Below are 12,856 nucleotides of genomic sequence, written 5' to 3'. Positions count from 1 at the left end.
TAGTATTACTGTATATCTATGCGTAAAAAAATCCAACTTTATTACTTATAAATGTATAATTAGCAAAAGACTCTCGCAATAAAAAGTTTAGATCATGACACGTCAAGTTTGTGAACGCTGCCTGTTTACACCCTCAACCTGTATTTGCAATGCCGTTAAACGATTAAAAAATAAAGTTAGAGTTATTATTCTACAACACCCAAGTGAAGAAAAAATAGCGAAGAATACGGCTAAATTAGTTAATTTAAGCCTAATTGATTGCGAAATAGTCAAAGGTGAAAATAATAGCGACTTTGCAATACTAAAAAGCCTCCCTTTAGAGTCAACAGTTCTACTTTACCCTAATGAGCAAGCTATAAATTTAGATGAACAAGCTCACAGCGCTGAGCTTAGCAATATCACGCATTTAATTGTAATTGATGGCACTTGGAAAAAAGCCTACAAGATATTACAGCTCACTACATTATTAAATCAGTTTAAAACCGTCAGTTTTAAGCAGTTACCTACTAACCGTTACGCAATTAGAAAAGCCCCTAGAGCCGATAGCCTCTCAACACTTGAGGCCGTTGCACACAGTTTGTTTTTAATAGAGCAACTAAGCCCCGCGCCACTTTATAATTTATTAGATGAATTAATACAAAAACAAACCCAACATATGCCAAAGCACGTAAAAGCACGTTACTTAAGTTAACTGCAACTAGATTTTAATGCGAAACTTTCAAAACCGATTAAAACGGGGCTTTACTCGCCAAGGTCCTGACTACCGCTTTGACGACCAAGTTGACTTTAGCGATATAAGAGACACCTTTGGCTTTAGATCTATGGTGGTAGGTAAATGGGTAACTAAAGAAGAGCGTTTTATAAGTGCTAATTTAATTTACGATGCTCTGGCCGACCTCGCTCAAATACTGCATTTGCCACCAAAAGCGATTGGCCTTCGCGGTAAACTTAATTTTGCATTTGGTCACGGTGGTCAAAAAGGTGTTCAAGCGCATTATAACGCAGCCTCACAAACGCTTGCCCTTGCTAAAAATGCGGGCGGTGGTGCACTAGCCCACGAATGGTTCCATGCATTTGATCATCACATAAGCGAGCATTTATTTAAAGCAAAACCTCGCTTTGGATTTGCATCTAAGCTTTGGCTTTGTAACACACCTAACTTAACTCACCCGCTTAATAATGCGCTTAATAATTTTTACAAAGAAATATTTTTGGATGAAGGCGGGCAAGATGCGAATGAGTTTGTACAAATATGCATAAAACACGACCAAGTACATAATATGAATTACATGAGCATGCCTGAGGAACTAGCAGCGCGCTGCTTTGAAGCATGCATAGATGCCCACAGCACTATTCAAAATAGTTTTTTGGTGAGTGGCTTAAAAAACAGTAATTTAATTTACCCAAATAAAGAGCACATTAATAGAGCAAATAAAGCGCTCAACCAGTATTTTGAGTTACTAGGCTATGCGCTTCATAACACAAAATAACTCATAAACTACCTTGTAATACCTATTCGCAATAGTCCTCAATCATTTTGCGCATTAATATAAATTTAATTTACGTGAAAAGTCTTATATTTAATCTACCCTATACTAAAGCATTAATAATTTTAAAATAAGTAGCATTTAAATGGTAAATACTGATCCTACACATAAAAAACGCAGCGCTGTCTCTTTAATTTATATTGTGCCCTTAACAGTTATAGCTATTTTATCAATCTGTATTCACTTTATGCTTGATGAAGTAATTGCAGCACAATCTGATACTGGCAAACTTGTCAATATAAGTGGTCAACAAAGAATGCTTTCACAGCGGGTGAGCATGTTTACTTTAGAGTATTTAATGTATGGCTCGCAGGATTCAAAATTACTGGCCATTAATGCTTTAAACTCTTTAAAAAACAATCATAAATACTTATTAAGTGAGCATTATGGCTCACAGGTATTAGGCGATGAAAGCCCATTATCTGACGAGTTGTTAGCAATGTATTTTAAAGAGCCGGTTAATGTAGATAAAAAAATAAGTATGTTTTCAGATAGAGTTGAAGAGGTACTGAAGATAAAAACACAAACACTTAATTTAGATAAAGCCCAAGAAAGTTTTTTTTCTTTAGCAAAAGAGCCACTTTTAAAAGCATTCAATACAGTGGTTATGCAGTACGAAAAAGAAAGTGTTGATCGGGTTAAAAAGCTTCACACTATTCAAGGTATTGTAATTATTGTAATTTTACTATCTATTGTAGTAGAGCTTTTACTTGTTTATAAAGCCAGAAATAAAAAACAGATTTAATATTAGTTCGCTCAATTAAGTAATTAAGCGTTTAAACTATCTAACAAAGCGGGCGTTTAAACGCTTAATAGTTTTATATTGTTATAAGTTATCGTCACTAATACGGCTTGCTACCGCACTACTTTGATCTTTATATTTTGCATCTTTACGAATGTTGTATGGCTTTTCGCACGGGCCTGAAAGCATTTCAAAGCTCATTGCACCAATTTTCATCATGGGGCGCAGCGCCAGTGGTAACTTACCTGAGTTATAAAATTCTAAAACAATATTTCCACTCCAACCTGGGTCAATTCTGTGCGCGGTTACATGCACCATTAAACCTAAGCGGGCTAGTGATGAACGACCATCTAACCAGCCTACTATATCGGCAGGAAGTGTTACTTTTTCATGGGTAATAGCCAGTGCAAGTTCACCTGGGTGCAAAAAAAACGCTTCGCCGTCGGCAAGCTCAATCTCTTCACTCATTATTGATTCCATGGCTTTATTTAACTGATCTTTTGGGCCACTTAAATCTACATACGCTGCATTATGCGCGTTAAAGGTTCTAAATTTGTTGCCTAAGCGCAAATCGGCAGTCACGCCTGAAATCATTTCGCTCGTTGGCGCAGGTTCAATAATTATGCGCCCGTCATTTAAGTATTCTTTAATATGGGTATCTGAAAGTCTCATTTTTATTAATCTTCTGTAATCACAATTTCAACACTGCTTTGGTGCTGCTGATAAAAAAGCGTGCTGGCAATCAGTCTTGCCGCAGCACTGTATGTATTGCTAATAGCCGCGGTGTTATCGCTGGCAATAAGTTTACCCTGCTCTGAATATTCACGAATATCTATAGCAAGTGGAATATGGCTTAGTACCGGTACGCCGTGTTTATGGGCAAGCTTTTCAGCGCCGTCTTTACCAAATACATGGTTTGCTTCACCGCAATGAGTACAAATGTAATGGCTCATATTTTCAATTAAACCAAGCACTGGGACGTTCACTTTATTAAACATAGCAATACCCTTTTGTGCATCGGCTAAAGCTAAGTCTTGTGGCGTAGTCACAATAACTGTACCGCTGGCAGGCACTTTTTGGCTCATTGTTAGTTGTATATCGCCCGTACCTGGTGGCATATCAACAATTAAATAATCAAGCTCGCCCCAGTCTGTTTCGTTTAATAACTGATTGAGCGCACCCGATGCCATTGGGCCCCGCCATACAGTTGCATCATCACTTGGTACTAAAAAGCCAATTGACTGCGCTTTAATGCCTTTGGCATCAAATGGCTGTAGTAATTTGTTATCTTTGGTTTGTGGCTCTGCGCCTACAAGCCCTAAAAGCATTGGGATAGACGGCCCATAAATATCAGCATCTAAAATCCCTACTTTTGCGCCTTCATGTTTAAGTGCGCCGGCCAAATTAACCGCGGTGGTTGATTTCCCCACACCGCCTTTACCCGAGGCAATAAGCACAATATGTTTAATGGTTTTAAATTTAGCAGGCTCTTTTATAGCCACCACAGAGTCTATAGTAACCGGTGTATTTATACTTTTACTAACGTGCTGCTCAACTAACGGCATTTCTGATTGCGCCGCAAATGGCAGCGTTATTTTAATGTGTATTGATTTATCGTCATTTTGTGAAATGGTCTCAATAAAACTTTCATCAATACCTACGGCAAATGCCGCACTTCGATACGCCGCTAAGGCAGTAATAATCGGTTGTTTTTGCACCGATTTAGAGGAGAATAGTTTTGACAGTCCAAACATAGCAATTAAATAGCGTTTCTTTGATGAAAAGTGCCCCAGAATTATGTAACATTCAGGGCATTAACACCAGTCAATTAACAAAAATCCATAAGCTGTGCGTACCGTTAGTCCAAAGCTTATGGATAAATTAATGATAACCGCCTTTTTTGTAGTAAAAATGGTGATTTATCCTCAATTCGGAATGATTATGACGCAGCGAAAGATCCTCATTACCAGCGCATTACCTTATGCAAATGGCCCTACTCACTTAGGTCATTTATTGGAATATATTCAAACTGATATTTGGTCACGTTTTCAAAAGCTACAAGGCCATGAAGCGTATTATGTTTGCGCCGACGATGCTCACGGCACGCCAATTATGCTTAATGCGCAAAAGCAAGGGATCACGCCTGAAGATATGGTTAAAAATGTAAGCATTGAACGCCAACGCGACTTTGCCGACTTTAACATTAAGTTTGATAAATATCACAGTACCCATAGCTCAGAAAATAAAGAGCTGAGTGAGCTTATTTATAATCGCCTTAATGATGCAGGCCATATTAAAAAGCACACTATTTCACAGTTATTCGACCCTGAAAAAGGTATATTTTTACCCGATCGCTTTGTAACAGGCACTTGCCCTACCTGTAAGTCTGAAAATCAAAATGGCGATAGCTGTGATTCGTGTGGCGCAACTTACAGCCCAACCGAACTTATTAATCCGCGTTCTGTAATGTCAGGTGCCGAGCCTATTTTAAAAGATTCTGAGCATTACTTTTTTGACCTGCCAGCATTTGAAGGCATGTTAAAGGAGTGGTTACACTCTGGTACTATTCAGCAAGAAATGGCTAACAAGTTAGATGAGTGGTTTACCGATGGCCTGCAGCAGTGGGACATTAGCCGTGATGCCCCTTACTTTGGCTTTGAAATTCCAAATGCACCAGGTAAATACTTTTACGTATGGCTTGATGCACCGATTGGTTACATGGCAAGCTTTAAAAACCTATGTGACGAAAAAGGCATAGACTTTGATGCATTTTGGGCTGAAGGCTCTGATGCTGAGCTATACCACTTTATTGGTAAAGACATTATTTACTTCCACAGTTTATTTTGGCCAGCCATGCTAGAGGGCGCTAACTTTAGAAAGCCAACTAACGTGTTTGCACATGGCTTTGTAACTGTTAATGGCGAGAAAATGTCTAAGTCTAAGGGTACGTTTATAAAAGCACGTACTTACCTTGATAACTTAGACCCAGAATACTTACGTTATTACTACGCAGCTAAATTAAACAGCGGCATTATTGACCTTGATTTAAACTTAGAAGACTTTGCACAACGTGTAAATTCAGACCTAGTAGGTAAAGTAGTCAACATAGCAAGCCGTTGTGCAGGCTTTATTACTAAAAAGTTTGATGGCAAGCTAAGTAGCACCATTATGCAACCTGAGCTTTTGGCTGAATTTCAAGCTGCTGCTCCAAGCATTACTGCCCACTATGAAAACCGTGAATACAGCCGCGCGATTCGTGAAATTATGGCGCTTGCCGACAAAGCAAACCAATTTATTGATGCCGCAGCACCTTGGGTACTTATTAAAGACGAAACAAAACAGCAAGAGGCGCACGACGTATGCTCGCTTGGCCTTAACTTATTCCGTGTTTTAATTACCTACTTAAAACCTGTATTACCAGGTATGGCTGCAAATGTAGAAGCCTTTTTAAATGACGAGCTAGCGTGGGATGGTGTTCAAAATGCACTAGTAAACCACCCTATTAATAAGTTTAAGCCGTTAATGCAACGTGTAGAAATGGATAAAGTGAACAAAATGGTTGAAGAATCAAAAGAAAGCCTAGAATCAAAAGTTACAATTGACCCAAATAGCCCTCTTGCAAAAGAGCCAATTAGCGACGAAATTGAATTTGATGACTTTGCAAAAGTAGATTTACGTGTTGCTAAGATTGCTAAAGCAGAGCATGTTGAAGGCGCCGACAAACTACTTAAACTTACACTTGATTTAGGCGGCGAAACACGCCAAGTGTTTGCGGGGATTAAATCGGCCTACGCACCAGAAGACATTGAAGGCAAGCTTACTGTAATGGTTGCAAACCTTAAACCACGTAAAATGCGCTTTGGTATGTCAGAGGGTATGGTATTAGCTGCAGGCCCTGGTGGTAAAGAAATTTACATTCTTAACCCAGACGATGGCTCAGAGCCAGGTATGCGTGTAATGTAATTTATTACTTATAAAAAACCGCTGATATTTCAGCGGTTTTTTTATGAGAAAAGAAACGTTTATACTAGCTTGTTTAATTAAGAGCTCTATTTTGAGCATGCAATAGTATGTTAATAACCAGAAAAAATTCGCTATTAAGTTATTAAAAATGAGAGCTTTTTAACGCAGGGAGCTACACGTTTAACCCTAAATGATTAAGTGTTATTGCCAATTGCTGTTACACGTATGACCCTTTATTAAATAAAGTGAAGTGACATTATGAACAAAATTTTAAATGCCAACAGAATAAAAATAAGCAATCAAATTAAGCAGCATAAGCTAGTTGCCATACTTCGCTTAAAACAACAAAGCGATGTAGCTGCTTTAATTAATTGCTTAGTCAATGCAGGCATTAACGCGCTAGAAATCACCTCAAATACACCTGGCTTTGCACAAGAAATAGCAAAAGCACGCGCAACTTATAAAAATACACTCATTGGCGCGGGTACAATAATAAATACTGCCCTTGCACAACAAGCAATTGATGCCGGTGCACAATTTATAGTTACACCAAATACTAATCAAGCCGTTGTAGAGCTTGCCCACCGCCATGGTTTACCTGTGTTAATGGGGGCACTCACTCCTACCGATGTTGCCAATGCCATAGAGTATAACGTCGATATTATTAAGGTTTTTCCTGCAGGCAGTATGGGGGTTAATTACTTTAAAGCGCTAACGGGGCCTTTTTCTGATGTGCCGTTAATGCCCGTGGGCGGTATAAATATTGATAATTTAACACAATGGTTTGCAGCGGGGGCATGCGCAGTGGCGGTGAGTAGCGATTTTAGTAAGCCGATAAATACACCTGAGCAACACATTGAACTGACCAATTTAGTTAATTGCTATATAAGCAAACTACCAAAAAATTAACCTAGCATTAGTGCTGGTTATTACCTAACCACGGGTAATTTATCAAGCTATAGATACTTATTGAACGGCTAAAGTTAACGGAAAAGCAAGTACACAAAAACGACAAAAGCAAGCCATGGGTAAACACAGCTCACTTTATAATGTGAATAAAAAACTCTTGAGCTAAGCGATGGCCAGCTTTAGGTATTTATTACATGCGTTGATTTTTTTGAGGTTAATATATAAGCTCGTGTATGGTCGTAAACTAAGTTAAAGGTAAACGCGTAGCAAGTTACAAATAACGTAACCCCTATATCCATTAGTAATGCCTGCCACAAACTTACTTTTAAAATGTACGCCATAATTGGCACTGTCAAAACCAATAAGCCACCTTGAAATAAAACAACATGGAACAGCCTAAACAATAACGAGCGTTTTTCTTTAGCGCCGGTGGCCACTCGGTCAAAAAACCAGTTAAAAATAAAGTTCCAACACATAGCTATAGTTGCAATTATTATCATAGTGCCCGATAAAGCCCCAATTGCATGATCTGTAAATAGTGCTAAACCTAAAATTGATAACGACACGGCTAAAACCTCAAACAAAACTGCCTGAAATATTCGCTCTGTTGCCCCCATTCTCTCTGTCATAATGTCCTCTTCTATATCTTAATATTTAAGTGCAGTAATAATGACAGATTTATAGCGATACAAAAGTTAGCAGCCATCACTTATTGTGATAGTATGAATTTATCGCGCTAAATAAAGTAGAATAAAATGTACAGCTTAGAGCAACTAAAAATATTTGTAACCGTAGTAGAAACCGGCTCTTTTTCAGCAACAGGGCGAAAATTAAATCGAGCACAGTCAGGTATTAGCCAAGCAATTTCTAACCTTGAAATTGCAATAAATCAACCATTGTTTGACCGTAGCAAAAACACTCCCACATTAACAAAAAGTGGAAAAACCCTACTCCCCCTGGCTTATTCAATACTGCACCAACAAAATTATTTCGATCAAAAAGTTGAGTCTCTTGCTAAAAACTACGAGCAAGACGTCGTAATTGCTATTGACGAAAGCATCAGTAATCGCGAAATATTAAAAATAATAGCCCCCCTTGCACAGCACTACCCTATTACAAACTTTGAGCTAATATCGGTCACTACGTTTGATGTAGAAGAGCTTGTAAAAACCGGTAAAGCACAAATAGGTATCATATATAGTGATGGTGAATTGAAGGTAGATATGGACTTTTTTTTGCTAGGCCAAGCTCGATTTTTAACAATTGCATCACCGCAACATGCGCTTGCTAAACTTAATAAAGTAAATAGCAATGACTTAAAAGCACATAGGCAATGTGCTCACCGTAGCCTTAATCAATCAGAGTTATGGTTTAGCTACGCTATAAGCGCTAAGGTTTGGTACGCCAATACTCATCAAACGCTCATAGATTTAGTAATACAAAATGTGGGCTGGGCACTGGTACCTGAGTTGGCTATAAAACAACAACTTAAACAAGGGGACGTGGTTGCTCTACCTGTAGTACATGAGCAAGGCGGTTGGCTGACACCTGTAGGCTGTGTGATATCAAGAAGCAAACCTACAGGCCCAGTAACGGAAAGTTTACTGACCCTTTTACAGCAACATTTTTTAAAAGAAGATGGGTGGCAAGCCAAAGCTTAATAGTACTTATAAAGCGTTATATACCCAATTTCTTTTTGATTTTAGTTTGCCACTCAAGCGCAAGCTCGGGTAGTTCAACTGCCGCTAATAATACGTTTTCATAATCTGGATAGTGTTTATCAAAGAACGCCTGAAACAACGTTTTAACCGAAATATTATGCTCAGCTTTATGTTCAATAGTCACTGCATCGCCCGTTTTAGCAGCGCCTTGTTCCAGCACTCTAAAATAAACACCCGTGTGATAATACTGAGTAAACAGTTTTAGGCTTTGTTTATTATTCAGTGCAATGGCCAATTTAAAGCACGGGACACGGGGCTGGCTTACTTCAAGTAGTGCGCTGCCAACGCGAATACGATCGCCAATATGAATATTAGCTTCATCTAGATCTGAAATTGTAAAGTTTTCACCAAAAACGCCAACAGCTAAATCATCATTCTCAAGGGTGCGCCTCCAGTAATCATAATGATTGTGAGAAAACGCATAAACCGCCTTATCTACCCCGCCATGGTTAACTAGATCAGCTTGCTCATCACCTATTATATTTAGCTTTTCAATAACAACCGACTCACTAGTTGGGGTTTTAAAAATACCGGTTTTAACTTCTTTGCCATTATGAACAATCGTTTTTATTTTAGAGATATTGGTAGAAATTATATGCATTTACTTAGTTGCATCCTGTTCGACATTTTGCCATTTATCCAGCGCTTGCTTGTCGCTTTGCTTAAACTCAACCCAGTTTGATGAGTCTTTAAAATGCTCTTTTTTCCAAAACGTGGCGTGGTTTTTTAAGTAATCCATTATAAATTGTGCGCCTTCAAAGGCGGCTTGGCGGTGGCGGCTGGTTACGCCAACAAATACAATTTGCTCACCAAGGGCTAAATAGCCTACTCGGTGAATAATACTTATGCGGGCAAGTTGCCAACGTGTTTGGGCTTGCTCGGCTATCGATTGCAGTAGTTGCTCAGTCATCCCTGGGTAGTGTTCAAGCTCAAGCGCGATTACGTTATCGCCGCTGCTAAATTCTCGCACCAGCCCTGTAAAAGTAACCACGGCACCATCACTTTTGTTATTACTGCAAAGTGCGTTATGTTGCTCGCCTACTGAAAAATCCTGCGTTTGTACGTTAATGCTTATACTCATTAGCCACCTGTCACGGGGGGGAAAAAAGCAAGTTCATCCCCAGCTTTTACCAGCTCATCGCTTGATGACATAGTTTGATTAAGCGCACACAATACATCACGCTGTTCAAGCCATGCCTGCCAATGTGGGTTTTGCTCAACTAGCATGTGTTTGAACGCTGCAATGCTAAGGGTGTGTGCTATATCAACGGTTAACTTATCGCACTTTAAGCGCTCTTTTAGTTGGCCAAAAAACAATACATTTACTTGCCCTGCATCAGTAACATTTAAATTAGTCTCGCTGCCAGCTGCCATGCTTGCCTCCTGCTTTTTGTGTTACACGCATACCGTGAATTTCCATAAGCGGATCGGCAGCTTTACACATATCAAACAGTGTAAGGGTCGCTACTGATACAGCGGTGAGCGCTTCCATTTCAACGCCCGTTTTACCTGCTAATTTACAGTAGCTGGTGACTTTAATTTGGCTATGTGTTTCATCAAGTTCAAAATCAACGGCCACTTTACTCAGTGCCAGCGGGTGACAAAGCGGAATTAAATCGGCGCACTTTTTAGCGCCCTGAATTCCCGCAATTCGGGCAACGCCTAGCACGTCACCTTTTTTATTTTGATTAAGCAACACTTGCTCAAAAGCCTGTTTGCTCATTTTAATGTAGGCCTCGGCAGATGCATCGCGCAGAGTAACCTCTTTTAGCGATACATCAACCATGTTTGCTTGGCCATTTTCGTCTACGTGGCTCAGCATATTATTGCTCTCGTGATTCGCATTTTTTACCAATCGTAATATGTGGGGCAAAGTTACATGGCTTGTGCATTGAGTCTAACTGATCTTTTATAATACCAGTCCAAGCAGTTTTACATGCGCCCGTAGAGCCTGGCATACAAAAAATAACGGTGTTATTGGCAAGGCCTGCCAACGCACGCGATTGAATAGTTGAGTTACCAATTTCGCCGTACGAAATATGTCTAAATAGCTCACCAAAGCCATCTACGCTTTTATCAAACAGCGGTGCAAATGCCTCAGGTGTTGAGTCGCGCTCGGTAAAGCCCGTACCACCGGTGACTAAAATGGCGTGAATGGTGTCATCGGCAATCCATTGTGAGGCGACTGCTCGCATTTGATAAACATCATCTTTAACTATGTCTCTATCCGCTAAGTGATGGCCAGCCTCAGTTAGCGCTTTAATTAAATAGTGGCCTGAGGTATCTGTAATTTCATCACGTGTATCGCTTACGGTCATGACGGCGATGTTTAATGCGATTTGTGACTCAGTTGTGTGGCTCATAGGGTTCTTCTCAATAAATTAGGTTTGTGTTGGTCATATTGCTCGCTAACAGCTTTAAATTGCACCGGTGTATTGGTATTAACAAGTGCGTGTGCTTTATTACATTTTAGCGTTTGCACACCAATACTAAGGGTAAACTGTTTAATTGATTTATGACTCTTTGCGTTTATGAGTAATTGTTTTAAATGACGTTTAACGCTTTGGGTGTTACGAATATACAGGGGTAACGGTTCATTTTCAAAGTGCCACGCATGTATTTGTGACTGATGTGTTTGAAAGTGGGCATTATCGCTTGCTACGGATACAATTTGCGCTAACAACGTGCAAGTAAGTAATGGCATATCAACAGCGGTTGCAAGTATATCTTGCTCTGTTGCCATTAAGGTTGAATAAATCCCTCCAAGCGGGCCAGAATCTGGATAAATGTCGGGTATGTATTGCGCATTAGCACTTTGTACATTACGGCTTATAAGCACATCACTTGCTCCTGCTACTGTTAATAACTCACAGGCATTTTGCAGTAATGTTTTATTTTTTAAAATAAGAGTGGCTTTATCGCTGCCCATTCTTGATGATTGCCCTCCGGCGAGTACAACACCCGTAAATACGGCTTTATTGCTCATTTTAGCCGCCCAACATTGCTAAATGGGTTGTGGCGCCCGTTAAGCGCTTATCAAGCTCATGGCTAATGGTTTTATTGCCCATGGCTGCTTGTATTGCATTTATAGTGGCTTGTGTATCTTGCGCATTTAAATGCGCTCGTAAGTCTATCCCTTGCTCGGCAAACAAGCACAAATGTAATTTGCCTAATGACGATACTCTTAATCGGTTACAGCTTTTACAAAAATCTTTACTGTAGGGCATAATTAAACCAATGCGACCAGCAAAATCGGGATGACAAAACTCCTCTGCAGGGCCGTTTAATTTACCCCTCACTACCTGTAACCAACCTTGTGCTAAAAGCTGCGTTTTAACACTTTGCCCGCTTAAATGGTTTTGCTCAAAAAAGGTGGTACCATTGCCTGTTTCCATTAATTCAATAAAGCGTACCGTCACTTTTTTATGTTTTACCCAGTCTAAAAAATCATTCAATTGGTTTTTGTTAAACTGCTTAGCCATCACAGCATTTATTTTTATGTCTTTTATGCCCAGCTCAATTGCTCGGTCTATCCCTTTTAAAATATGGGTTAGCTTGTCGTGTCCTGTAATTAATTTAAACATGCTCGGGTTTAAGCTATCAATACTAATATTAAGCGCATCTAAGCCAGCACTGTAAAACTCATCAATTTTATTAAATAAGTTAAAACCATTGGTTGTTATGGCGACTTTTTCTATGCCTGGCGTGTTTTTACATTGCTTTATAATGTCGGTTACATCACTGCGTAAACATGGCTCACCGCCGGTAATGCGCACTTTTTTAGTGCCTAATTGCGCAAACGCATTTACTAAGGTGTTTATTTCGCTTTTATTTAAAAAGTTACGCGGGGTATCGCACTGATAGCCGTTTGGTAAACAATATGTGCAACTAAAGTTACACACATCGGTAATTGAGAGGCGCAAATAATTAAACTGCCGACCAAATTGATCATTAAGCATATGCTTCCTTGTTTT

Annotated in this window: 16 protein-coding genes; 6 read left to right on the top strand and 10 right to left on the bottom strand. The window is 39.5% G+C overall.

Features of this window, described 5'->3' with window-relative positions; all coding sequences use genetic code 11:
• Positions 1–94: 94 nt before the first annotated feature.
• The 3 genes from AABI99_RS02020 to AABI99_RS02010 all read left to right on the top strand — a co-directional run bounded on the left by AABI99_RS02020 (position 95) and on the right by AABI99_RS02010 (position 2,292).
• Positions 95–691, top strand: coding sequence for a tRNA-uridine aminocarboxypropyltransferase (locus AABI99_RS02020; RefSeq protein WP_338363000.1), 597 nt, complete (start codon positions 95–97; stop codon positions 689–691).
• A 16-nt stretch (positions 692–707) separates the two neighbouring features.
• The gene (locus tag AABI99_RS02015; protein WP_338362998.1) at positions 708–1,490 is read left to right on the top strand and encodes a CLCA_X family protein; all 783 of its coding nucleotides are present in this window, start codon (positions 708–710) and stop codon (positions 1,488–1,490) included.
• Positions 1,491–1,632: 142 nt separating this feature from the next.
• Complete coding sequence (locus AABI99_RS02010) at positions 1,633–2,292, top strand: type IV pili methyl-accepting chemotaxis transducer N-terminal domain-containing protein (protein WP_338362996.1); 660 nt, start codon at positions 1,633–1,635, stop codon at positions 2,290–2,292.
• Between the two features lie 81 nt (positions 2,293–2,373).
• On the opposite strand, the gene dcd is transcribed toward AABI99_RS02010, so the two are convergent.
• Entirely contained in the window at positions 2,374–2,961 is a 588-nt protein-coding gene (gene dcd, locus AABI99_RS02005) for a dCTP deaminase (RefSeq protein WP_338362994.1), read from the bottom strand.
• A gap of 5 nt (positions 2,962–2,966) precedes the next feature.
• On the bottom strand, positions 2,967–4,043 hold the full coding sequence (apbC, locus tag AABI99_RS02000; protein ID WP_338362992.1) for an iron-sulfur cluster carrier protein ApbC: 1,077 nt from the start codon (positions 4,041–4,043) through the stop codon (positions 2,967–2,969).
• A 187-nt stretch (positions 4,044–4,230) separates the two neighbouring features.
• On the opposite strand from apbC, the gene metG reads away from it, so the two are divergent.
• Both metG and AABI99_RS01990 read left to right on the top strand, forming a co-directional pair.
• On the top strand, positions 4,231–6,252 hold the full coding sequence (metG, locus tag AABI99_RS01995; protein WP_338362991.1) for a methionine--tRNA ligase: 2,022 nt from the start codon (positions 4,231–4,233) through the stop codon (positions 6,250–6,252).
• A 258-nt stretch (positions 6,253–6,510) separates the two neighbouring features.
• On the top strand, positions 6,511–7,161 hold the full coding sequence (locus tag AABI99_RS01990) for a bifunctional 4-hydroxy-2-oxoglutarate aldolase/2-dehydro-3-deoxy-phosphogluconate aldolase (protein WP_338362990.1): 651 nt from the start codon (positions 6,511–6,513) through the stop codon (positions 7,159–7,161).
• Positions 7,162–7,340: 179 nt separating this feature from the next.
• Here AABI99_RS01990 and AABI99_RS01985 read toward each other — a convergent pair whose 3' ends face one another.
• Entirely contained in the window at positions 7,341–7,790 is a 450-nt protein-coding gene (locus AABI99_RS01985; RefSeq protein ID WP_338362989.1) for a PACE efflux transporter, read from the bottom strand.
• Between the two features lie 126 nt (positions 7,791–7,916).
• Between AABI99_RS01985 and AABI99_RS01980 the strand changes: the two genes are divergently transcribed.
• On the top strand, positions 7,917–8,822 hold the full coding sequence (locus tag AABI99_RS01980; RefSeq protein ID WP_338362988.1) for a LysR family transcriptional regulator: 906 nt from the start codon (positions 7,917–7,919) through the stop codon (positions 8,820–8,822).
• A 16-nt stretch (positions 8,823–8,838) separates the two neighbouring features.
• Here the strand turns inward: AABI99_RS01980 and AABI99_RS01975 are convergent, their stop codons facing one another.
• From AABI99_RS01975 to moaA, 7 genes are read right to left on the bottom strand one after another with little or no spacing between them, the layout of a single operon-like run.
• Positions 8,839–9,483 (bottom strand): MOSC domain-containing protein, encoded by a 645-nt coding sequence (locus AABI99_RS01975; protein WP_338362987.1) that lies wholly within the window; start codon positions 9,481–9,483, stop codon positions 8,839–8,841.
• On the bottom strand, positions 9,484–9,963 hold the full coding sequence (gene moaE / locus AABI99_RS01970) for a molybdopterin synthase catalytic subunit MoaE (RefSeq protein ID WP_338362986.1): 480 nt from the start codon (positions 9,961–9,963) through the stop codon (positions 9,484–9,486). It abuts the gene before it with no gap.
• Positions 9,963–10,256, bottom strand: a complete 294-nt coding sequence (locus AABI99_RS01965; protein ID WP_338362985.1) for a MoaD/ThiS family protein — start codon at positions 10,254–10,256, stop codon at positions 9,963–9,965. Before AABI99_RS01965 ends, moaE begins: the two co-directional genes overlap by 1 nt.
• The gene (gene moaC, locus AABI99_RS01960) at positions 10,234–10,704 is read right to left on the bottom strand and encodes a cyclic pyranopterin monophosphate synthase MoaC (RefSeq protein ID WP_305398435.1); all 471 of its coding nucleotides are present in this window, start codon (positions 10,702–10,704) and stop codon (positions 10,234–10,236) included. Before moaC ends, AABI99_RS01965 begins: the two co-directional genes overlap by 23 nt.
• Before the next feature lies 1 nt (position 10,705).
• Positions 10,706–11,245 (bottom strand): molybdenum cofactor biosynthesis protein B, encoded by a 540-nt coding sequence (gene moaB / locus AABI99_RS01955; protein ID WP_338362983.1) that lies wholly within the window; start codon positions 11,243–11,245, stop codon positions 10,706–10,708.
• Positions 11,242–11,868: a molybdenum cofactor guanylyltransferase gene (locus tag AABI99_RS01950; RefSeq protein ID WP_338362982.1), complete on the bottom strand. Its 627-nt coding sequence runs from the start codon at positions 11,866–11,868 to the stop codon at positions 11,242–11,244. Before AABI99_RS01950 ends, moaB begins: the two co-directional genes overlap by 4 nt.
• A gap of 1 nt (position 11,869) precedes the next feature.
• Entirely contained in the window at positions 11,870–12,841 is a 972-nt protein-coding gene (gene moaA / locus AABI99_RS01945) for a GTP 3',8-cyclase MoaA (RefSeq protein WP_338362981.1), read from the bottom strand.
• Positions 12,842–12,856 lie beyond the last annotated feature (15 nt).

It is taken from the genome of uncultured Pseudoalteromonas sp., from assembly GCF_963922945.1.
Lineage (GTDB): Bacteria > Pseudomonadota > Gammaproteobacteria > Enterobacterales > Alteromonadaceae > Pseudoalteromonas.
This window is presented reverse-complemented; position numbering and strand designations above follow the sequence as displayed.

What these genes read in the sequence shown, in the direction of transcription:
- AABI99_RS02020 (WP_338363000.1), top strand. Translation starts at nt 95, where the DNA reads ATGACACGTCAAGTTTGTGAACGCTGCCTGTTTACACCCTCAACCTGT.
- AABI99_RS02015 (WP_338362998.1), top strand. Translation starts at nt 708, where the DNA reads ATGCGAAACTTTCAAAACCGATTAAAACGGGGCTTTACTCGCCAAGGT.
- AABI99_RS02010 (WP_338362996.1), top strand. Translation starts at nt 1,633, where the DNA reads ATGGTAAATACTGATCCTACACATAAAAAACGCAGCGCTGTCTCTTTA.
- dcd (WP_338362994.1), bottom strand. Translation starts at nt 2,961, where the DNA reads ATGAGACTTTCAGATACCCATATTAAAGAATACTTAAATGACGGGCGC.
- apbC (WP_338362992.1), bottom strand. Translation starts at nt 4,043, where the DNA reads ATGTTTGGACTGTCAAAACTATTCTCCTCTAAATCGGTGCAAAAACAA.
- metG (WP_338362991.1), top strand. Translation starts at nt 4,231, where the DNA reads ATGACGCAGCGAAAGATCCTCATTACCAGCGCATTACCTTATGCAAAT.
- AABI99_RS01990 (WP_338362990.1), top strand. Translation starts at nt 6,511, where the DNA reads ATGAACAAAATTTTAAATGCCAACAGAATAAAAATAAGCAATCAAATT.
- AABI99_RS01985 (WP_338362989.1), bottom strand. Translation starts at nt 7,790, where the DNA reads ATGACAGAGAGAATGGGGGCAACAGAGCGAATATTTCAGGCAGTTTTG.
- AABI99_RS01980 (WP_338362988.1), top strand. Translation starts at nt 7,917, where the DNA reads ATGTACAGCTTAGAGCAACTAAAAATATTTGTAACCGTAGTAGAAACC.
- AABI99_RS01975 (WP_338362987.1), bottom strand. Translation starts at nt 9,483, where the DNA reads ATGCATATAATTTCTACCAATATCTCTAAAATAAAAACGATTGTTCAT.
- moaE (WP_338362986.1), bottom strand. Translation starts at nt 9,963, where the DNA reads ATGAGTATAAGCATTAACGTACAAACGCAGGATTTTTCAGTAGGCGAG.
- AABI99_RS01965 (WP_338362985.1), bottom strand. Translation starts at nt 10,256, where the DNA reads ATGGCAGCTGGCAGCGAGACTAATTTAAATGTTACTGATGCAGGGCAA.
- moaC (WP_305398435.1), bottom strand. Translation starts at nt 10,704, where the DNA reads ATGCTGAGCCACGTAGACGAAAATGGCCAAGCAAACATGGTTGATGTA.
- moaB (WP_338362983.1), bottom strand. Translation starts at nt 11,245, where the DNA reads ATGAGCCACACAACTGAGTCACAAATCGCATTAAACATCGCCGTCATG.
- AABI99_RS01950 (WP_338362982.1), bottom strand. Translation starts at nt 11,868, where the DNA reads ATGAGCAATAAAGCCGTATTTACGGGTGTTGTACTCGCCGGAGGGCAA.
- moaA (WP_338362981.1), bottom strand. Translation starts at nt 12,841, where the DNA reads ATGCTTAATGATCAATTTGGTCGGCAGTTTAATTATTTGCGCCTCTCA.